The organism is Nostoc sp. UHCC 0252 (assembly GCF_034931145.1).
Classification (GTDB): Bacteria; Cyanobacteriota; Cyanobacteriia; order Cyanobacteriales; family Nostocaceae; genus Nostoc.
In genome coordinates this window covers 50,088-72,304 of sequence record NZ_JAYGHE010000008.1, presented here as the reverse complement: position 1 = coordinate 72,304, position 22,217 = coordinate 50,088, and the positions used below count along the sequence as shown (strand labels likewise).

General features: G+C 42.7%; 16 protein-coding genes. 9 read left to right on the top strand and 7 right to left on the bottom strand.

Annotated elements, in window-relative coordinates; translation table 11 throughout:
* Positions 1-85: 85 nt before the first annotated feature.
* Both hpsA and metH read right to left on the bottom strand, forming a co-directional pair.
* Positions 86-5,014 (bottom strand): hormogonium polysaccharide biosynthesis protein HpsA, encoded by a 4,929-nt coding sequence (gene hpsA, locus VB732_RS07555; protein ID WP_323230199.1) that lies wholly within the window; start codon positions 5,012-5,014, stop codon positions 86-88.
* Between the two features lie 528 nt (positions 5,015-5,542).
* On the bottom strand, positions 5,543-9,070 hold the full coding sequence (metH, locus tag VB732_RS07550; protein WP_323230198.1) for a methionine synthase: 3,528 nt from the start codon (positions 9,068-9,070) through the stop codon (positions 5,543-5,545).
* 188 nt (positions 9,071-9,258) lie between these two features.
* Between metH and VB732_RS07545 the strand changes: the two genes are divergently transcribed.
* A complete protein-coding gene (locus tag VB732_RS07545; protein ID WP_323230197.1) occupies positions 9,259-9,546 on the top strand; it encodes a hypothetical protein in 288 nt (95 codons plus the stop codon).
* A 443-nt stretch (positions 9,547-9,989) separates the two neighbouring features.
* On the opposite strand, the gene VB732_RS07540 is transcribed toward VB732_RS07545, so the two are convergent.
* Both VB732_RS07540 and VB732_RS07535 read right to left on the bottom strand, forming a co-directional pair.
* Positions 9,990-10,313 carry a hypothetical protein gene (locus VB732_RS07540; protein WP_323230196.1) on the bottom strand — a complete coding sequence of 108 codons (324 nt, stop codon included), beginning with the start codon at positions 10,311-10,313 and terminating at the stop codon, positions 9,990-9,992.
* An 851-nt stretch (positions 10,314-11,164) separates the two neighbouring features.
* Positions 11,165-11,986 carry a hypothetical protein gene (locus tag VB732_RS07535; protein WP_323230195.1) on the bottom strand — a complete coding sequence of 274 codons (822 nt, stop codon included), beginning with the start codon at positions 11,984-11,986 and terminating at the stop codon, positions 11,165-11,167.
* Between the two features lie 105 nt (positions 11,987-12,091).
* Here VB732_RS07535 and VB732_RS07530 point away from each other — a divergent pair, with 105 nt between their 5' ends.
* Together VB732_RS07530 and VB732_RS07525 are read left to right on the top strand one after the other, a co-directional pair.
* Positions 12,092-12,889, top strand: coding sequence for an HAD family hydrolase (locus tag VB732_RS07530; protein ID WP_323230194.1), 798 nt, complete (start codon positions 12,092-12,094; stop codon positions 12,887-12,889).
* 50 nt (positions 12,890-12,939) lie between these two features.
* Positions 12,940-13,701, top strand: a complete 762-nt coding sequence (locus VB732_RS07525) for a Uma2 family endonuclease (protein WP_323230193.1) — start codon at positions 12,940-12,942, stop codon at positions 13,699-13,701.
* A gap of 62 nt (positions 13,702-13,763) precedes the next feature.
* Here VB732_RS07525 and VB732_RS07520 read toward each other — a convergent pair whose 3' ends face one another.
* From VB732_RS07520 to VB732_RS07510, 3 genes are read right to left on the bottom strand one after another with little or no spacing between them, the layout of a single operon-like run.
* Complete coding sequence (locus VB732_RS07520) at positions 13,764-14,474, bottom strand: DUF4336 domain-containing protein (RefSeq protein ID WP_323230192.1); 711 nt, start codon at positions 14,472-14,474, stop codon at positions 13,764-13,766.
* Positions 14,474-14,638, bottom strand: a complete 165-nt coding sequence (locus VB732_RS07515) for an MAPEG family protein (RefSeq protein WP_323230191.1) — start codon at positions 14,636-14,638, stop codon at positions 14,474-14,476. Before VB732_RS07515 ends, VB732_RS07520 begins: the two co-directional genes overlap by 1 nt.
* Before the next feature lie 41 nt (positions 14,639-14,679).
* On the bottom strand, positions 14,680-14,985 hold the full coding sequence (locus VB732_RS07510) for an MAPEG family protein (protein ID WP_323230190.1): 306 nt from the start codon (positions 14,983-14,985) through the stop codon (positions 14,680-14,682).
* A gap of 143 nt (positions 14,986-15,128) precedes the next feature.
* Here VB732_RS07510 and VB732_RS07505 point away from each other — a divergent pair, with 143 nt between their 5' ends.
* From VB732_RS07505 to recG, 6 genes are all read left to right on the top strand, one after another.
* The gene (locus VB732_RS07505) at positions 15,129-15,650 is read left to right on the top strand and encodes a helix-turn-helix transcriptional regulator (RefSeq protein ID WP_323230189.1); all 522 of its coding nucleotides are present in this window, start codon (positions 15,129-15,131) and stop codon (positions 15,648-15,650) included.
* Positions 15,651-16,146: 496 nt separating this feature from the next.
* The gene (locus VB732_RS07500) at positions 16,147-16,317 is read left to right on the top strand and encodes a hypothetical protein (RefSeq protein ID WP_322639848.1); all 171 of its coding nucleotides are present in this window, start codon (positions 16,147-16,149) and stop codon (positions 16,315-16,317) included.
* Between the two features lie 238 nt (positions 16,318-16,555).
* Complete coding sequence (gene rpsB / locus VB732_RS07495; protein WP_323230188.1) at positions 16,556-17,350, top strand: 30S ribosomal protein S2; 795 nt, start codon at positions 16,556-16,558, stop codon at positions 17,348-17,350.
* Positions 17,351-17,577: 227 nt separating this feature from the next.
* Positions 17,578-18,522 carry a translation elongation factor Ts gene (gene tsf / locus VB732_RS07490; protein WP_323230187.1) on the top strand — a complete coding sequence of 315 codons (945 nt, stop codon included), beginning with the start codon at positions 17,578-17,580 and terminating at the stop codon, positions 18,520-18,522.
* 273 nt (positions 18,523-18,795) lie between these two features.
* Positions 18,796-19,635 (top strand): hypothetical protein, encoded by an 840-nt coding sequence (locus VB732_RS07485; protein WP_323230186.1) that lies wholly within the window; start codon positions 18,796-18,798, stop codon positions 19,633-19,635.
* Positions 19,636-19,722: 87 nt separating this feature from the next.
* Positions 19,723-22,197, top strand: a complete 2,475-nt coding sequence (gene recG, locus VB732_RS07480; protein ID WP_323230185.1) for an ATP-dependent DNA helicase RecG — start codon at positions 19,723-19,725, stop codon at positions 22,195-22,197.
* The last annotated feature ends 20 nt before the right edge of the window (positions 22,198-22,217 follow it).

Here is a 22,217-nt window from a genome sequence, read left to right as displayed (position 1 = left end):
TAATAGGGAAGGGGGCTAGGGGGTTAGGTCTGTTAACGTGGTCTGTTCACCGGAAAAGTGATGTAAAAACTCTCATTCAAACACTTTAGGATGGTTGGAGTTGACAGCTAGTAGGACGTTCAGTTGCTGGTAGTGCAAATTTGAAACCACTGCCAAAGTAAGTAGTGTCCGCAGTATCCACCATATCAAATCCATCCGATGTTTGAATTTGTACACCACACAACAGAGTTTTCACCCAAGGATCATCGCGGCCTACTTCTCTGAAGTATTCATTCGGAGGATCTGCTGCTGGAGTTACAAAGCGCTGGGCAAACAAGTCGGGGTTTTGCGCCAGTAACGCCACATCAAAACCCCAGTTACGATTAGGAGGCATATAATAAGGCGCTTCACCACTAGGATTAGTAATGAAAGTACTATCTGATGTGTAACCAGGTCTTGCAGAATTCAGAAGTCTGAAAAAGATACTGTTATTCTTTAAAAGGTTAGCAGCGCTAGTATCATTAGGGTCAGAAGTGGTTGCAGGAGGAGTTGTTGGCCCTGGTCTGACAAGAACCTGGAATGGTGCAGTAGCATAGATACTGCGTTTAAATTGGATGAATGAACCGTTGATATTGGCATCAACCCCATCCCAGTTTTCTAAGAAGCGCACAAAGTTATGCAAACCCCCATTGATTTCGTAGGTACTGGAACCCACACGAGCCGGAGTATCACCAGCAGCAACTACTAGATTAAAATTTGTTCCACTTGCCTGAGACAACCATCTAGTGTTTTTAACGACACTAGATAATCCTGCTAAAGCTGCGTAATTTTGAGTAGTAGATGGTGTTGCGGTTGTTAGCTGTAATTGCAATACAGGTTCAAATAGCGGCTGGTATGACGCATCTCTGGTGGGTGCAACCGCGAATGATGTGGCTCCAGGAAAATCCCTAACTGAACCAGAAGCTGGTAGTCTGGGGTATCTGTAGAATACACGATCAGTGTTGTTGTATTTGATCTCGTTCATGGTAGAGGGTGGTGGACTAGTAGTAGGATTTGTTGTAGTTGCAAACCATAGGGCATTGGAATTTATATCAGGTATGCTAACTGGATCTACCACACCACCTGTGATAACTAGCGGCAATTCTTTTACTACACCTGATTTAATACCTAGTGGAATGGGAGTAGCGCTAGTAAAAGTTATGGCGATATTACTAGTATTAACAAGCTTGCCAAAATCAATATCACCCGTTGGTGTGTATTTCCGTTTGAACGCAACCCTACGAGCAAATCCTTCAAAACCAGTCCTTGGCGATCGCGCAGTCGTACCAGCTAAGAGTTTGGTAAGATCACTTACATCAACTACTTCACTAGACCTTTTTAGGATTTCTGTGTTTAGGTCTAAAGCATTACCTGTATTAGTATCACTATCTAAACCCACATACCAGTCACCCGGTTGACACTCTGAAACTGGTATTTTGAAGCACATTTCCATTACATACTCTGGGAAATCTCCTCGGCGTTGAATGGGTGTGACAAAGTTGTTCAAGTAAGAACTGTTATAGTCCCTTAAGTCAGTAGCAGTGGGAGTATCTTTATAGTAGGCATCACCACCAGAGTCAATGAGGAATTTAGATGAAGTGACAAAGTTGTTATTCCAGAAACCTACCTTAAGTCGGTTGAGTACGACGTTAGGATAGCTCCCTTGGTTATTTCGCAAATCGTAATCACCCTCATTGCGGAAACCTTCGCGGAAGTTACCAGAGAGCAAGGTGACAGCATCGGCAATTACTGATGCTGGTCGCCAGGTTTCACCTGTTGTACAATTTGGTAGTCTAGGATCACTAGGCCGACAAGCAAAGTCAGGATCGCGATTTGCCGCAGCACGAGTGTAAAATTTAGTATCGTAGTTAGAAGCGCTGGGAGCAGGTAAAAGATCCGGGGTTTTGAATTCTTGTTTAGTGTGCAGATTAAAATCGCCTTCAACATACACTGGTAGCTCAGTTGCTAAAATTAAGCCTTTTTCTTCTGCTCTGTAATTAGTCTGGCGACTCAAGTTACTGCCATTAATCAACATAATGGCGTTGGGTCGCCGTTCTGGATCGAGTCTGTAGTCACTAGCACTGACATTTTCACTGTTTGGGTTACTGCGATCTTTTTGAGCATCATCACGAGAAGCATAGATAATGCCGCTATTGGGCAATAGATATTCGTTATCCGATGCAGCGCCGATTGCTTGTGTGCGAAGCTTACTTAAATCTATGGTAGTGGCACGAATTTCTAAAGGCTGACGTTGTTCGACTTCCAGATTGTAGTATCCAGTTAATGTTGATGGATCGCCTTTATCTATATCTTTAATTTGGCGGGCATCAAGAAATGCCCTTTCTGTGATTGCACCATGAGGAATGTAGGTAGTACTCTGAGCCAGAGTGCCATCAGCAATGCTTATTGCACAGATGGTAGAATCAATTGCTGATTGCTCAGAGAGAGTGAGTTTGCTGGTAGTTGCTTTGAGCAGTGCTTGCCGCAGTAGGGGATTTACAAGGCGACCATTGGGAAATACCAAGTTAGCTTGATGTTTCAAGCGATTTAGCAAAGTTACGCTAGTGTTAGTAACATCATCATCGTTAGTCGCAGCTGCAAAAAAACCATTGCTATCTACTGTCTGCCCTCTAGTTATTCCAGCAGATGTAGTAGCGGGAGCCTCGTAAACAATCCCATTATTTGATCTGGCTCCAGCAGGTTTAGCACCAACTGGTACACCGCTCACATCCGCCAGTGTACCAGTATTTCTTGCCGTATCCTTGTTTGTGGGATCGTAGTAGCTACTTACACACGCCATAGGTGCCTGATAATCGTCAGCCGCCTGAGGATTGTAGAAATCCCGGTTGTAGTGATAGACTGCCGTGGCACGCATTACTAAATCACCACGTTTTTGTTTACTCGCATTAAGAGGATCGGTTGGATCGGGTATAAGCATAGGCATAGTATCAGGCCAGACTACTGTGCCAGCACTTTCGTTGACTCCCGACGTGCTTGGATCGTTAGCTGGTGTTGGACGAGTAAGTGTTAGTCCAGAACCAGTTGGGTTGTATATTCCTGCACCTGTAATCACCCTCAGTCCACCGACGACATCAAGGGGATTAGATCGGGGTGAAGCGGCTGAAATTTCCCAAAAACCATCACGTCCTGTTACCCCTAAATCTGATAACTGTCTGACGCGAGTGGTACGAGTTCGATCTTTGGTAGTGCTACCTGTCCACTTCACCGCAGGGGAGATGGGTTGGGGAGCATTCTCTCCTACAAAGTCTCCTTTTGTGTTGTCCCAGATAAGTTCAGGTAGGTTGTTGCCTACTACGACGCGATCGCCTAACTCTGTCTCTATTACAGGAGTATTATCTACAACGTCTGGATCTCTAGTAGGTAGTTGCGCTGTATCTAGTGTTAGTGTTGTATTAGTATCTGTTGGATAAATCCAGGCATCCATTGGACGTAGCGTATTAACAGAACCTTTCATAAAGGTTGTTGCATCTGTTATATAGTCGTACTCAGTAGTGCCAGTTTTTATAATAGCAGAGTTACCATAAAGAACTTCTTTAAATGGTACACGCCTAGTACGTTTACGGAACCAGTTTTCTAATTCTTCCTTGCGTACTTTAGTCGAATCTAAACTTGGATCGTTTAGAATCCGGTTGGTTATATTAGTTCTGATTTCTTGAGGATCAGTAGTCGCAGCATTGTTAAGTTGTGCCTTCACTAATAAGTCTATGCGTTGAGCATAAGCCTGAGTGTTATAGGCAATGTCATTTGAGTTATTTGAAGTAGTTTTATTAGTAGATGCTAAAGTTTTATTTGTAGTAGGCGCACCATTTTCTACAAATAAATCTACGTATGTTCCACCTGTATTACTTGTACTGATTGGGCTACTAGTTGCAATATTACCGCCAATAACTATCTTGCCATTTTCTCGTTCGTAGTAACAAGAATACCTACTACTGACCTGAAATAGGGTTATATCTTTATCACTTTTAGCAGTAAATAAGTTACTGTTGGTAAAGATGCGTCCATTGAGACGGAATCTAGGCCCTGGTGTAATATCTAGGTCATCTTCGTAGACAACGGCATTATTAGTAATAGAAATTTGACTACGATCTTGTTGCATTTCTAATGCAGAAAAGCCCTTATTACCTCGATACTTTTCATATTTTGTTGTATCAAGAGAACTAGCTTGAGCAATATCACTAATGGGAACTGTTACTGCATATACGAAAAAGCTTTTTTTCAATTCACCACTTGGTAGCTTATACCAACCCGAACTACCTACTAAACTGGCACTAGTATCACCGGCTACGTCACAAGCTCCACCTGCCTTAGCTGGTAGCATAGGAGGGGTTCTAGCATCTAGTGGGCTTCTATTTCTGGTTGGGGTTATACCAGTTTGAGGGGGAGTACGGAAGTAGATACCATAGAGAATAAAGCTATCAAATTTACCGTTATTATCTGTATCGGCAGGAAATTTCCAGGCTGTTTGTATGCTTTCTTGATTTTCTAAAACCATACTACTAGCTGCTTCAACTGTATCATTACTATTAAGATCGTAAGCCAGGGTTACAGGAGTTTCATCACCAAATGTATAGATAGAAAGTTTATTAACTAAGGTATTGTATAGGGTTAGATTTGATGGGACAGAGCGTGGTAGGGTGGGGTCGGCAAACAATGCAGTAATTTTGGCTTTAGCCCTGTCTAAAGCAGGGGTAGCGGCTTGCATTGTCGCTTCATTTACGCGGACATTACTAGCATTTTTAGAACGCTCAAACGACCGAAATAAAATTGCAGTTGTTAACAGCACGACTACTAATATTACCATCGCCACCGTTGGTAACACAAAACCAGCATTCGTTGAACTGCGTCTTCTTCTTGTGAGAAAGATAGTCTGTAATAGCCAAACAATTCGCTTGTTAATTGCAGATACAAACTTTTTACTAATTATTTTTAAGGTTTTTTGAATTGCCTTGACTATCTTATTTTTTTCAGACATAGCTGCTTTCCTGTCAAGTGATTTATAGCAAATTTGGGATCTTTTATCAAAATTGTTCATTCTGCCTGAAAATTAATTTTGCAGGCAAATGATGAAAACTTGATTGATGTAATTACTGCATTTTGTTTTGTTGAGTAATCAGAACAAAAAAAAGAGAATTTATTAAAGTTATACCACTGAATCAATTCTTCATTTGAACGGGAAAATACTGATTTTCTCATAATTATTTCAATCATACCGAAGCATAAGAAAATCATAAATTCACAGTAAATTTGCGGAGATGTATTTGATTGACCGATAAACTTATAAAGATTGTGTTATCAAAGCAAGCTTATATTACCCATTTTTGAAGAAATGATATCAGTTGGTGCAAAATAATCAGATATTTAGTTCCGATTCTTGGCTTTTCAGATAAGTTGTGAATTTTATGATTTAGGATTACATAATTAACAATTTTAGGGGCGCACAGCTAACTGTACGCCCCTACGAGAACCTATGATATTTGCAAGCTACAAGGGATGTGCGATTCTACGCGCTAAAGTATTTTGCTACTGGGTGGTAAGTAATAATTGCAGTGGTAGACTGTTCTGGATAAAGTTGTTCACTTTCATCCATATACAAGTTAATCCTGTCAGTCTGCAATAACTCCAGTTGCTTGTACTGGTCTTGGATATTCGGGCAAGCTGGATATCCAAAACTATACCGTGAGCCACGATAGCGTTGTGCCAGTATGTCCCGGATATTGTCGGGTTCTTCAGCAGTAAAACCTAATTCTCGGCGAATTCTGGCGTGTGTCCATTCAGCTACAGCCTCTGCAACCTGCACCGCCATACCGTGGAAATACAGGTAATCGGTGTATTGATTGGCAGCAAACAGCTTTTGGGCGAACTCTGTGGCAATCTCTCCTACAGTTACGGCTTGCATCGGGAAGACATCGATAATTCCCGATTCTTTTGGTGCAAAGAAATCTGCGATGCACAGCCGCCTTAAAGACTTCTGTCTGGGAAACTCGAAAGTTGTGACCTGCTGTGATTGGTTCTCTGAGTCATATATATGTAGAGAATTTCCCTCAGACTGACAAGGGAAATATCCGTAAATCACTTGGGGATGCAACAGATTCTCTTCAAGAATTCGCTGCTTCCAAGTTTCTAAAATTGGGTACACTTTCTCCGCTAAGAAAGCCTGATATTCTTCCTTAGATTGTTCTTTGGGTTTACGGAATTGCCATTGTCCAGCAACCAAAGCTTGTAAATCCAAGTGCCAGAATATTTCCTCGATGGGAATATCGCTAGGCTGCAATAACTGCGTTCCCCAAAAAGGCGGTGTCGGGCGTTCAATATCTATCGCCACAGCATCAGAACGTCTCGTATCTACTACTTTTGGTTCAGTAGATGTTTCTTCAGCAGTTGTAACTTTTGGTTCTTTGTTACCATTGGTCGAAACTTCAGCCGTTTCGATTTCGTTCAAAAATCCCTGCAAATCTTCCCAGTTACCAGTAGCCTTTGCTGGCATTAATTTATCCATGAAGTGCAAGTCAGAAAAGGCATCTTTGCCATAAACAACTTTACCTTTGTAGGTGTTTTGGCAATCTTCATAGACAAACTTGGGAGTCAACGCCGCACCACCTAAAATTACAGGGACACTAATTCCCTTTTCGTTGAATACCTCCAAGTTCTCTTTCATGAAGGCGGTGGATTTTACCAGCAAACCACTCATAGCAATACAATCAGGTTTGTACTGTTCGTAAGCGTTGATGATATTTTCTACCGGCTGCTTAATTCCCAGGTTAATCACCTTGTAGCCGTTGTTGGATAAGATGATATCTACCAAGTTTTTACCAATGTCGTGGACATCGCCTTTCACTGTGGCAATGATAAAGGTTCCCTTGGCATTGTTACCTGATTCTGATTTTTCCATGAACGGTTCTAGAAACGCAACAGCCGCTTTCATGGTTTCTGCTGATTGCAAGACGAAGGGTAGCTGCATTTGCCCAGAACCGAATAATTCCCCGACCACTTTCATACCATCTAGCAGAAAGGTGTTGATAATTTCTAAGGGGGGATGTTCTTCTAAGGCTTTTTTCAGATGTTCTTCTAAGCCAATGCGTTCGCCGTCGATGATATGGCGTGTGAGGCGTTCTGGGATGGGGAGACTTTCATCTAAGGAGCGATCGCGCTTAGTTGTCACCCCAGCAAACGCTGTGGTAAGCTCTCCCAAGGGATCGTAAACGCAGACGTTACCCTCAAACTTCCGTTCGTCATAAATCAACTGCCGACAAATTTCTTGATGGCGTTCGTCAATCTTCGAGAGCGGTAAAATCTTGTTAGCGCTGACAATGGCTGCATCCATTCCCGCCGTTGTCGCTTCGTGCAGAAACACCGAGTTCAGCACCATCCGCGAGGCTGGATTCAAACCAAAGGAAATATTGGAAACACCCAAAATTACATGACATCCAGGCAATCCTTCACGAATCCGCCGGATGGATTCAATGGTGGCTTTACCATTTTCTCGGTCTTCTTCAATCCCGGTGGAAATTGGTAACGCTAGGGTATCAAAGAATATTTCTGTGGGTGGTATGCCATATTCTACAGCTTGGCGGTATGCGCGTTGAGCGATCGCAAATTTCTTATCTGCTGTCCGTGCCATCCCATCTTCATCGATAGTACCAATGACTACACCAGCACCGTATTTTTTCGCTAACTCCAACACTTTCAAAAAGCGCGGTTCCCCATCTTCGTAGTTGGTGGAATTCAGCAAACACTTACCACCGGCAACCTTTAAACCCGCCTCCATCTTTTCCCATTCGGTGGAGTCAAGCATTAAGGGCAATGTCACATTATTAACAATGCGCGAAACTAATTCGTGCATATCTCGCACGCCGTCACGTCCCACATAATCGACGTTGACATCGAGGATGTGTGCGCCTTCTTTGACTTGCGCCCTCGCCATTGAAACGAGTCCATCCCAATCTTCGGCATTTAGCAAATCGCGGCATTTCTTAGAACCACTGGCGTTGAGACGTTCGCCAACAATCAAGAAGGAATTATCTTGATCGTAAGGTTGAGTGGTGTAAATTGATGCTGCTGCTGGTTCTAAACTTGGCTGTCTAACTTTTGGCTTCAGACCTTTAGCAAGTTCTGCCAATTGCTGAATGTGTTCTGGACGCGTCCCACAGCAACCCCCGATCACTTGGACACCCAAATCTTCAACAAAATGCATCAGCGACATCCGTAATTCCAACGGTGTCAGGCGGTAGTGCGCTTGACCGCCAACGTTCTCAGGTAAACCCGCGTTGGGTATACAGGAAACGATGAAAGGTGAGTGTTCTGCCAAATACTTGATATGTGGTTTCATCAAGTCTGGGCCGGTGGCGCAGTTTAGACCGAGAATATCTATTGGATAAGGTTCCAAAATTGTCAGCACAGCGCTGATTTCTGAACCAACCAACATTGTGCCCATGCTTTCCATTGTCACAGAAACCATCAACGGTCTGCGATCGCCTTTTTTGGCAAACACCTCTTCAATAGCATTCAGCGCCGCCTTAATTTGCAGCACATCTTGGCAGGTTTCTACCAAAAATAAATCGACACCACCATCCCACAGCGCCTCTGCTTGTTCTGCAAAAGTAGCTTTCATGGTGTCAAAGTCAATATGTCCCAAGGTAGGAAGTTTCGTTGTGGGGCCGATGGAACCTGCTACAAATCGGGGTTTTTCTGGCGTGGAAAATTCCGCAGCCACACGCTTCGCCAATTCTGCGGCTGTCTTGCTGAGGTAATAAGCTTGGTCTGCCAAGTCATATTCTGCCAGCACCAAGGACGTACTACCAAAGGTATCGGTTTCAATGACATCAGCACCAGCAGCGAGAAAGTCGCGGTGAACCTTAGCGACAGCTTCGGGTTTTGTGTGGACTAAATATTCGTTACAGCCTTCATACTGTGGGCCGCCGAAGTCTTCAGCAGTCAGGTTTTGGGTTTGTAAGTTGGTTCCCATCGCCCCGTCGAAAACGAGGACTGGGCTATCTGGACTACGCAGGCGTTCAAGGAAAGGATGAGTCATATTTTCCTAGAATAAATGAGGATATCAAGTGAGTCTTGTGATACTCGACTTACTTTATTATTTTCCAAAATTGTGATATTTGTGGCAGCTTTTCATAAAGTCTGTTTTGCTCAAACTCATCATTGGCTTATTTTGACCTGATTTATCAATATTGGCGACGACAAAATTATGCAAATCATGTCGCTTGATTGCTTATTAAACTAGAAGAACCTCACCGCCAAAGCTACGTTCTGCTTCCCTTTACCGTTTGTGGCTACGGTGTACACACAAGTCTTGCCGCAGCCATATCTTTATACAACCCATTTGATATCTTTTTTCTAGTTAGCAAGAAAGGCAGAGGGCAGAAGGCAGAAGGGAAAATACATCGCTCTACCCAAGCGTTTGACCTTTCAATTACCCATCTAGCGGCAACAGGCACAAATCCAGATTTTCCATTGGCTTTCTTTTCGGCTTTCGATGGCTTGGGTGAGAGTTGAAATTGGATTTTGCTCATGATTTGAGGATAAATCTGCTCTAACGCTTGGGTCGGTTTCTCCGCAAGCAGAAGTTGCCTGGGCGAGTTCACCGTGGGTACTTCGTGAAACTATCAAAAAAGTTATTAACACCCCAGCCAAGCGAAACTTGTCTTATGAATTTGAGTTTGAAACGTCTCAATCTCAGCAGATACTGTTACCTCCGATTGCAGCACATTTTGGCGCTAGTGAAGCGATGGTGAAGTTTCGCAGCAATGTAACTGAAGTCTCTGTCAAATGCTAATGTCTTACAATATTTGCTCTGCCAAGAAACAGCATTCATTAATGAATAACTAATAATCTTTAGCTGAAACTGTAGTGATTTCGTCTCTTTATCTAAAATTAAAAACTGCTCTTGCTAAAAGTAGACAAGAGCAGTTTTTAATAGCAAAGCCCCAAATAAGAATTTAGGCATCTTCAAGTTCAAATTGAGCCACCGTAACAGCGTTAAAAGCGAAAGCTAAAACTAATGGCATCGGCGACTGAAACCAAAAGGTAAAAAGAACAGCTATGATTGTGCCAATTACTGCGGACATCGACCACAATCTTTCTTCAAAGGTTAATCCCTTCTCAGCTTTAATCACTCTGAGAACATTCACTGGGATTGGTTCTGGCATTACCCCACCCGGAGGAAAAGCCCAGAAGTTGTTACGTCGCTCTACAAATAAATCTGTCCAGCCATTTTCTTGGCACCATGCCTCAATCCATTGAAGTGAGTAATGATTCATCATCGGGTTTCGGAGTTCGGTTTGTAGAAGTTGTGTACTCGGTGAATATAAACTCTTGGAGATTCCTAAATAACTAACTAATCGCTATAAAACTAACGCTAATTATCCAACTTTTAAGCTTTGTTAAGCAGTTGAGACGCATATAATTACGCTCAAACCTTACTTTCACTAATTAAAACGTTAGCAGTTGATGGGGGCTGTTTAATTTAAAAGACAATAAACTTTACTTGGAAGGTTGAAAGTCAAGAATTGTAAATAAGCCCGTGAGTATTACTGCTTAATAAAATTCTTAATATCCTAAAATTCCAATCTAAAAATGAATAATAGGATGAGGGCATATTTTCAAAATTTAAAAATATTTATATCCTAAGACGTAGGCGATCGCTATATTGTCATGATGAACAAAAGAGACTTACGCAAAACTACACACGGTAGGGGCAATTCATCAATTGCTCCTACCTGAGTATTAAAGTTTCGGCTATTGTTTGCATAAGCCCTGTCTGCGTCTGGAGTGGTCAAATCCTTACTTTGTAAACCGTAGAGGCGCAGAGAACACAAAGCAAAAAAGAGATTTTTGAAGTCACCTTGAAAAGGCTACTATGCATTGACATAAGTAGCTAAATGTGTGTATACATTTTCAGGCATTCAAGTTTGATTTTTCCACTATTAGCCAGCGATGCCTACGGCGGTCACTGAGCTTTGTCTTTCGCGGAGCGTCTCTTAGAGAAAGTGCGGACTACGCCTACGCTAGCTTGAAACGACGAATTTAGTGATGCATAGGAAAGTTATTTTGTACAGTTCGTCAGTCCTTAATCAATTACATTTAATTACGTCTACCGACTTCAAGCCATAGTTTACTGTTTAGCCGAGCCTGATTTTTTCATTCCAGGTTGGTTTGGCGGAGTTGGGGAATTTGGTTGGCGACTAGTACGAAAAGTTACATTCACGCCTTCATTCGATTGCTCCAGCACCAGTAGAGGCGTGGGTTTAGCCTTTTGATCCCAATGCATAGTAGCAATCCGACCTTGAATTGTTGGTTGCCAACTATCTTCGTCTTCTATAGGACTTAGGTAAGTTTCTATACAGTCAATAATTTGACTAATAGTTGCAGAAGTTGCTTGCGTTGGTAACTTCATTAACCGGACTTGAATGCGAAATAGTACTCTTTTGGCAGGGTTCCCTGCATTACCGGTTTCATATTCGACATCAAAAATTTCATCTACTTGCCGTCCAGCGCTATTAGCAATCCCAACAGATCCTTGTTGTGCTTGATTTGGACGCAGGGCTTGAGTAACTTTATCTTTGATCTGAATCTTCACTTGATTAAGGATTGCAAAATGAAATACCTCTTCAGACATCCGCATTCGCAGATAATCCAGGTTAAAATCCCGTGAGTTGACTAAATCGGGATTAGTTTCCATTTTGCGAATCGTTTCCAGCGCCAGCTTAAATTTTTTCTCTAATTCTCGCGCCCGGAATTGTTCAAACTTAAGTTTTTTCTCCAGCTTATTCATCTGGAGCTTACTATAGACAATTAAAGCAATCACCGCTAAAGCCAGTCCTCCAGAGGTTAACACCAATAATGGTGGTATTTGAGGATTACTTGCTGGCACTTCCTGGGTTGCTTTTTTAGGCTTTGTCCCAGAGGATTGGGCAAGAAACATCGAAGTGGACATGGTTGCAAACTGAAAAACTTGACTCCTGATGTTTAGGATGCCCAAATTTCCCATACCATCTTGCTGTATGATTAATATTTTTCACAGCTTTTTACAAAACCACCTATGTCCAGACATTTGAGCGTCTCTGCCCTGTCTGAGGTTTCATCTACAAGCTTGAGCAATATTCGTCTGATAGCCACAGATATGGATGGCACATTAACTAGACGAGGAAAATTTACTTCCGCACTGCTGCAAGCTTTAGAGGATTTAGCGGCTGCTGATATTAAGGTAATGATTGTCACAGGACGTTCTGCTGGGTGGGTGAGTGGATTGAGTGCGATTATGCCAGTGGCAGGTGCGATCGCAGAAAATGGCGGTTTGTACTTTCCGCCAGAGAACCAAAAACCAGTAGTACTAACACTTATTCCCGATTTAGTTAAACATCGCCAGCACTTAGCTACGACTTTTGAGAATTTACAAACTAAATTTCCTCAAATCCAAGAATCTGCTGATAATCGCTTTCGCGTTAGTGACTGGACTTTTGATGTAGCTGGTTTGAGTCAAGATGAACTACAAACCCTAGATGGTCTTTGTCAACAAATGGGTTGGGGATTTACCTATAGCAACGTGCAGTGTCACATTAAACCCCAAGGGCAAGATAAAGCCGTGGGATTGTTGCAGGTATTGCGCGAATATTTGCCCCAGTACTCACCAGAACAAATTGTTACTGTGGGTGATAGTCCCAATGATGAAAGTTTATTCGATCGGCGTTATTTTCCTGTTTCTGTGGGCGTGGCGAATGTGCTGGAATATATGAATCAGTTGAAATATCACCCTGCTTATATTACCAATGCAGCCGAAGGTGAAGGATTTTGTGAATTATCTAGTTATATTTTGAAAAGCTTGCACATCTCAAGTTAGGAAGAACTAGAGTTGTTCTACAATAATCTCGTAGCACTGATTTTATAACCATGACGGCTACTGTACCTGTTAGTGTCGAATCAGAAATCTTTTACCCCAGTGCTGATGGTCAACCAGTGGCAGAAACTTACGACCACCTTTATGCCTTACTAACTACCTTAGAAGTCCTGAAACAGTATCTGGCAAATCGTCAGGCAACAGTATTGGCAAATCAATTTCTTTATTATGCACAAGGCTTTCCTAAGTTACGGGTAGCCCCAGATGTGATGGTGATTTTTGATGTTGCACCTGGCGGTCAGGACAACTATAAAATCTGGGAAGAGGGTCAAGTACCGACAGTTATTTTTGAAATGACATCCTTTGGCACTAAGGGACAAGACGAAATCTTCAAAAAGACGCTTTATGAGCAGCTAGGTGTCAAGGAATACTGGCTATTTGACCCGAAAGGCGAGTGGGTGGAACAACAGTTACGTGGCTATCGTCTGCGGGGAGAAATCTACGAACCGATACAAGATGGACGTAGTGAACCGTTACAACTACGCTTGGTGGTTGAGGGAAGGCTAATTGGGTTTTATCAAGAGGATACGGGGGAAAAATTACTGATTCCTGATGAACTGGTAGAAGCTTTACGGCAGGAAATTTTAGCAAGACAGCAAGCAGAAGAACTAGTAGAACAAGAACGCCAACGAGCAGAACAGGAACGTCAACGAGCAGAACAAGAACGTCAACGAGCAGAACAGGCAGAATTGCAGATAGAACAGTTAAAGGCAAGGTTGCGATCGCTTAATGTAGATCCCGATACTATTCAGTAACACGCAGAGTGTAATTAGACATGGATTTTATCGTGCTGACTTAACTTATGGGTTAAGTATTACTACAAAGAGGTTTCTAAAAACCACTCATAACCTGCTTTAAACTGAGGTTTACCATTTTGTTCAATTATGCTGCCATGCGCCATAATTACTCGTTCAAAATCCCAAGCAAGAAGCTGTTGAATTGAGCATTTGACTTTGGCTTTATTCTGAGTTGCAAATTTCTCCAATAACGATGGACGAAGTTGGTTGTAACCACCTAGAAGTTTGGCTATTAACCTTGTACTTGGTGAACATTGTTTATCAAAATGGAAAACTGTGTCGGTGACAATCAAAGTTCGGCTTTTGATATGAAAAAAGACGCATTCATTGAGCGGTGAATATCCGCTAGTATCCAATGTGTTAAATCCTTGTATGAACAAATACTCAACCCCGTCAATTAGGTGAATGTTGCGATCGCTAATAATATAGTCAATCTGCAAATCTGGTCGTTTGCGTTCTAGCCCAGATACTGCCCATAGTTTGGCGTGAGGGTAGCACAGCTTGAAGTCAGCAACAAATAGGTGATGGTACAAGTTGGGGACGACAATGTAACTCACTTCTCCCAATTGATTTAGCTCATTGATAGTTGCGTCATCCATATCAATAGGCGAGATCACCATTAATTTACCACTGGTCAGACGAATCACACTCATTCTCGTCCCTACTTCCAAGCCAAAATATTTTAGCGGTTGTTCAGCAACCCAAAGGTCGGTATCAATTGCTTTAAGCATTATAAAAATTGCCGCACGCTGTAGTAAAGACAAGCCAGACTGCCGACGATATAAACTAACCAAGTTCCGAAAAAACCGATCGCTCTGCCCGGTGATGGGCCATAGGTCTGTATTAATCCCCAGGCATGTGCAATCCGAGCTAGTGTCAATAGAGTGCCTAGCATCCACAACAGCCCCTTTCCAGCCTGCATCCACTCTAGGGCGATTAGGAATATGAGGCGAGGCTAAGGGGTACGTATTCTGTAAAGTTACCATGCGCTCGGATAGTACGCTGCAACACCCCTTCTTCCATATTTTTCGTGACAATAGATTGTTGTGTCATTCTTTCCACAAATTCTGCCCAAGCATTCGGATGCTCTAGGTAATTGGGCTGTGAGGCAACCTCAGATAAAGATGCACCATGCCAAATCCGAGTACGGGTGCGTTCCATTGCCACTCGATAGGATAAACCCAGAGCAATTAGCCCATGACAGCCGATAAAGAAGGTTGAAATAGGAATCAGAACAGGCATTGACAATCACTCGAATCAAAATCGTAACTTTGAAAATACTTGACTGCAATTGTTAGTGTCTTTTCAATTCTTGCGGAATATTGAAATTTGCTTTTTGAGACAATAGGGTATTGCATTTAAATGGCTATTAATTGCCTCTACCCATGAATCTGCTAAAAGAGTTTCTATTTAATCCCCCAGAATGTAAAATTCCTCTTGATCAGCCCCCACTAGAAGCTCTACCCCAGTGGGGACACTGGTTAGAAACACCAGAGTTGATGGTAGCAATCATTCCGCCAGGACATTTAGAAGTCAATATTCGCTCACCACTTAACCTTGTAGTCACAAGTTTTGGTGAAACTCGTGGGATTGCGGCTTTCAATGCCGATCGCCTGCAACCTTACCAAGCGCTACCAGGAGGTTTTGATATTGTGCCTCAAGGCAGTACTTATACTTCGGTGGAAGATGCTGCTTGTTTTGTGGTGTTTGGATATTCCCAATCTTTTCTAGAACGCATTGTCCTCCGGTGTCGGCTGGAACTGGCCCAAAAACTCTTACAAAACCAAAAGCGATCGCTGGTACAGGTAGCCGTAGAAGCAGGATTTGCTGACCAAAGTCACATGACATCTGTGTTTCAACGGATGCTGCACACGACTCCTAAGCGTTATCGGCAAGAGAATCAGTAGTATTTTAGACCATGTATGAAACCAATATATATGTAGTTTTCTGCAAGTCAGTTTGAAAAACTTTATCCTGTCTAGGTTGACAATTTGCTACGTCTGAGTTTTTCAGCCATCATTCACAACGGAAAATCAGCGCTTTCGAGATCATCTTGCAGGTTTTTGGTTATATCTCAGTCCAATATCAAGTAAACAATTTGTTACTTGTGCCTTTGCTACATTTATTACCTTAGACAGAATACAATAGATAAATGTCTACAGCGTTTCAATCTAGTAAATCTCAACAATATTAATTTAATTGAGTAGACTGTTTTATACAGTCATTCTCAAGCAAAACTGAATCAAAGGATAAATAAACCGCCAGCCCTTCAAGCACCCAGAGACGCTCCGAGACTAAAACATACTTCGAGAATAGGTTAGCGTTTTATTTCCAACTTCCACTAGAAAGTCCAAGACCAATGCAGAGTCAAAAATTTACCTGTAAATACTGAGGTATAAAATTATGCAAGAAATTGAAAGATTCTTCAGCAACTTTTTCAGTGGCATACTCAACCGCTTTAAGTATTCTGCGATGGACGCTGCCGATCGCAAAATGAGAGAAACTATCGACGATCAAATAGAACAACGGCGACAAAAACCCAAGCCGAACGATCAAGAAGACCGCAATTTGTAATTCGTAATGATGCTTGCGGACTCGCTTTCTCGTGTCGCTAACGTAATTTTGAGTTAAATACAAGCATAGCGCTTCCTATTGTTGAGTGGGCAGCGCTATTTTATCGCCTCACCAAACTCTTGCAAATGTGCTAACCTAGTATGGTTAACTAATCTCGCACATCTAAGAATTCGGGTGTTTCCCGGTTGGGAAATGCACTTGGATGGAGGTTTAACCCGAATCGGAGTTAAAAATTTATATGCCAGTAGTTTCATTGGCTCAAATGATGGAGTCAGGGGTTCACTTTGGGCATCAGACCCGGCGTTGGAACCCAAAAATGTCTCCTTACATTTATACTTCCCGCAATGGTGTGCATATTATCGACTTGGTGCAAACTGCCCAGTTGATGGATAATGCTTACAACTACATGCGATCGCACGCTGAACAAGGGAAGAAGTTTCTTTTTGTTGGCACTAAGCGCCAAGCAGCTGGAATTATCGCCCAAGAAGCTAGCCGTTGTGGTTCCCACTATATTAACCAACGCTGGTTGGGCGGAATGTTGACCAACTGGGCAACCATCAAAACACGGGTAGATCGTTTGAAAGATTTAGAACGCCGTGAAGAAACTGGCGCACTAGATTTGTTACCCAAAAAAGAAGCATCAATGCTACGTCGGGAAATGACGAAGCTTCAGAAGTATTTGGGCGGCATTAAAACAATGCGGAAAGTACCCGATATTGTGGTAATCGTAGACCAACGGCGGGAATATAACGCAGTTCAAGAATGCCAAAAGCTGAATATTCCCATTGTGTCCATGTTGGATACAAACTGTGACCCAGATGTAGTAGATATCCCCATTCCAGCAAACGACGATGCTATCAGATCCATTAAGCTGATAGTCGGAAAATTGGCGGATGCCATTTATGAAGGTCGTCACGGTCAGCTAGATGCTGAAGATGATTACGAAGATTACGACGGTAGTGAGTATGACGATGACTACGAAGAAACCGAATATACTGATGCCGTAATTCCCGACGAGGCAACAGAAGAATAGTTCTGTTAGCGGAAAGCTAAGGTTTAGCCCGTGAAGAGTGCTGAGGGCTGAGTAAGATAGAAAGACTCAGCAAATTGGATAGTGCTGAGTCTTGATTTTTGAAGTTGTAAGTTGTGATTTGTCAATGAAGAATAAAATAATTGATAACTGAACACTCAAAACTCAGCACTCAGCACTAAATTAGTTGAGCGATTACAACTCGAGGTCAAGTTAGGAATTGAGGCAACATGGCGGAAATATCTGCAAAACTCGTCCAAGAGCTACGCCAAAAAACTGGTGCAGGCATGATGGACTGCAAAAAAGCGCTGATAGAGACTGAAGGCAATGTAGAAGAAGCCGCAGACTGGCTACGGAAAAAGGGCATCTCTAAAGCAGGCGCGAAAAGCGATCGCATTGCGGCAGAAGGTCTAGTAGACACTTACATTCAACCCGGTGGTCGAGTAGGTGTACTCATCGAAGTCAACTGTCAAACTGACTTTGTGGCTCGTAACGAGGCTTTTAAAGCTTTAGTTAAGAACCTGGCAAAGCAAGCTGCAACTGCTGATAGCGTTGAGTCTTTATTAGCTCAACAATATGTTGAGAATCCAAGCGCGACTGTAGAAGAATTTATCAAGCAAACTATTGCTACGCTTGGTGAAAATATCCAAGTGCGTCGCTTTATCAATTTTGCACTAGCAGAAGGCACGCCAGGTGTAGTAGACAGCTACATTCACACTGGCGGTCGAGTTGGTGTATTAGTAGAACTGGGTTCTCAAACGGAATCAGTAGCTGCTAATCCAGAGTTTCAAAGCTTGGCACGGAACACTGCAATGCAAGTCGCGGCTTGTCCAAATGTCGAGTATGTGAGCGTAGACCAAATCCCCGCCGAAATTGCCCAAAAGGAAAAAGACATTGAAATGGGCAAGGATGATTTGGCCAACAAGCCAGATAATATCAAAGAAAAGATTGTTCAGGGACGGATTGAAAAACGCCTGAAAGAATTAACTTTGATTGATCAGCCTTACATTCGCGATCAGAGTATTTCCGTAGAAGACCTCTTGAAGCAAGCGAAGACCCAATTAGGCACAGAGATTCAAGTGACTCGCTTTGTCCGCTATATATTGGGCGAAGGCATTGACAAACAAGAGATTAGCTTTGCTGATGAAGTCGCTGCACAAATTGGCAGCAAGTAATATTAGAGACGCGATTTATCACGTCTGTACAAGGATTAGGAGAGATGCGATTTATCACGTCTGTAGAGGAGTTAGCTTCATAATTTGTAACTCATAATTATTAACTCCTAACTTGTTAAAGAACAGGTCAAGCAAATAGTCTGACCTGTATTTTTTTTAATAGAGAGGCGAAATATCGCATTTAATTTAAAATCTAAAATCCTTTGGGAAGTTATTATAGAAATTCGTACATTTGTACTATTTAATAGTTCACATGGACAAGAACGAAAAGATATGGCAAGAGCAATCGAGCGAATTGAACGGGATATTGCAGCACTAAAAGAAGCGATTCGGGCGATCGCACTAGAACTACAAAGCGCTGATGCTAGTTATCTAAACACCTTGGGGCTAGCTGTACGAAAACAGTTGATTTTGGCGAGTTATCATCTCTGTACACAGGGATATCCCGAAAACTTTCTGCATTTATCATTAAATCAGCGCCAACAATTGCAACAAGCTATCCGCAAGTTGGGTCAAGTTGCAGCAGAGCAATTGCTCAGTTGTATTAAAAGTGAGCAAGCTGAAGTAGATAAGGGAGATGACGAAGATGAGAGCAATAAAGAAGTAACATCTTCTGAACTTCTCGACACCTCAAATTTTCAGCCTCCGAGCGCCGACACCTCTAATCCTATAGAACTGGCAAAATGGCAGCAGAACTTAGAAGAGGTCACGCAAGAGATACTGAAAAAACTTTCCCATGATGCTAATCTTTTATTACAAAAATCTGGGGTATTGCCCAAAAAATTACCAGAACCGATTTTAGCGGCTGCGGCGGCTGCGGCATCAGAAGCGTCTGCCGAGGCTATGCCAGGGCCACCAAACTTATTAAACTTAGTAATTGAAATTGAAAATGAGCAGCAGTCAGAAGATTCTGGGCTGACACAAATCATGGCTATTAACCTGCGGCTAGGAGAAATTGAATTTGCTGATGTGGCACTTTCCTCTGAGCGTAGGCAAATCCGCAGTATTTTAGTTCAGCTAAACAAGCTAGGACGAGAGTATCAAAAGAAACATCGAGAAAAGGCGATCGCTGAAGCTGAAGCTGCATGGCGTGCTAGTTGGTTTGAGGATTAGTCATTTGTCCTTTGTCCTTTGTCCAGAGTCAAATGACCAATGACCAATGACTAATGACTAATGACTAATGACTAATGACCAATAACAATGACTAATGAAAAACCAGATTGGATACGATTGCAGAAAGCCTTGGCAATAGAAGCCGAACGGGGCTTTACAGACTTGATGGGTAGACAATACCGCTTCAGTGAATTTCTGAGTCTGACTTTGGGCAAATTCCCAACAGGCTTACCCCAAACTGAACGCCGCCGTTGGCAAGGACTAGCGGTACAATTTGCTAGTTATCCACATCTGGCACTAGAAGAAAGACAACATTTAGTAGCAGAAACTCGTCGGTATCTCTCACAACTAGAGCAGGGGGAGCAGGGGGAGCAGAGGAGCAGAGGAGCGCGAGAGCATGGTAAAAAAATCCAAAATCCAAAATCTCCAATTGTTGCCGAGGTGAGTCGGAGACTTGCACCGAAAATTGACCAAAAACTCAGCGATTTACCAGAGATAGGTTTCAAAAAAGCTGATAATTTGGCGCGGCTTGGTTTACACACTGTGCGCGACTTGCTTTTCTACTATCCCCGTGACCATATTGATTATGCGCGTCAGGTGAATATCCGCGAGTTACAGGCAGGTGAGACGGTGACAATAGTGGCTACAGTGAAGCGTTGTAATTGCTTTACTAGCCCTAAAAATCAGAAATTATCAATTTTGGAACTGGTTGTAAAAGATAACAGTGGTCAAATCAAAATTGGTCGTTTTTACGCAGGTACGCGTTTTAGTAGTCGCGCTTGGCAAGAAAGTTTAAAACGTCGTTATCCAGTGGGTAGTATTTTAGCGGCATGTGGGTTGGTGAAAGAAAGCAAATACGGCTTGACACTGGATAATCCAGAACTAGAGGTTTTGGCAAATCCAGGAGATTCGATTGAGTCGCTAAATATTGGGCGGGTAGTGCCAATTTATGGACTAACTGAAGGCGTGGTGGCGAATACAGTGCGACAGGCGGTAATTACTGCTTTACCTGCTGCGGCTAACCTAAAAGACCCTTTGCCAAGTGGTTTGCGACAGAAGTATGGTTTGATGGAATTGAAAGATGCGATCGCTAATATCCATTTTCCTAGTGATAGCGACGCTCTACAAGTTGCCCGTCGTCGCCTAGTTTTTGACGAATTTTTCTACTTACAACTTGGGTTACTGCAACGTCAACAGCAAGCAAGAGCGATTCAAACTAGCGCCATCCTTGTCCCGCGAGGCCAACTTGTAGAGAAATTCCACGAAATACTACCTTTTAAACTCACTGGCGCACAGCAACGAGTTCTCAACGACATTCTCAACGACTTACAAAAACCTGTACCGATGAATCGTTTGGTGCAAGGTGATGTCGGTTCTGGTAAAACAGTCGTCGCCGTGCTAGCTATCCTCGCAGCAATTCAATCTGGCTACCAAGCGGCACTGATGGCTCCCACAGAAGTTTTGGCAGAACAACATTATCGCAAGTTAGTTAGTTGGTTTAACCTCTTGCATTTACCAGTGGAATTACTGACAGGTTCCACAAAAACTGCAAAACGAAGACAAATACATTCTCAGTTAGGAACTGGTGAATTACCTCTGTTAGTAGGAACCCATGCCTTAATTCAAGACCCTGTAAATTTTCAGCAATTAGGGTTAGTGGTGATAGATGAACAGCATCGCTTTGGGGTAGAACAACGGGCACGTTTGCAGCAAAAAGGCAATCAGCCTCATGTGTTAACTATGACAGCTACTCCAATTCCCCGAACCTTAGCACTGACCATACACGGGGATTTAGATGTAAGCCAGATTGATGAGTTACCACCAGGACGACAAAAGATTCAGACAACAGTATTGTCTGGTCAGCAACGCAACCATGCTTACGACCTCATTCGCCGAGAAATTGTCCAAGGTAGACAAGTTTATGTGGTTTTGCCATTGGTGGAAGAATCAGAAAAGTTGGATCTGCGATCGGCTGTTGACGAGCATCAAAAGCTACAGGAAAGCGTTTTTCCCGACTTTCAAGTGGGGCTGTTGCATGGTCGCATGAGTTCAGCCGATAAGGATGAAGCAATTACCAAATTTCGTGATAACCAAACGCAAATTTTGGTTTCTACTACTGTTGTTGAGGTAGGTGTAGACGTACCTAATGCCACAGTAATGCTCATTGAAAATGCCGAGCGATTTGGTTTATCGCAACTCCACCAACTGCGGGGGCGTGTTGGTCGTGGTGCGGCTCAATCTTACTGTTTGTTGATGAGCAGTTCCAGAAGTCCTGATGCTCAACAACGGCTGAAAGTGTTGGAACAATCTCAGGATGGTTTTTTCATTTCCGAGATGGATATGCGTTTTCGTGGGCCAGGACAAGTACTCGGAACTCGTCAATCTGGAGTGCCAGATTTTACCTTAGCGAGCTTGGTTGATGATGAGGAAGTTTTACTTTTAGCACGGCAAGCAGCTGAGAAAATAATAGAAATGGATGCAACTTTAGAGCGTTGGTATTTGATGAAAGAAGAGTTGAAATATCGATATGAGCGATTGATGGGTGGGGCGATTTTAACGTGATTTAACCGGATAAATACTTT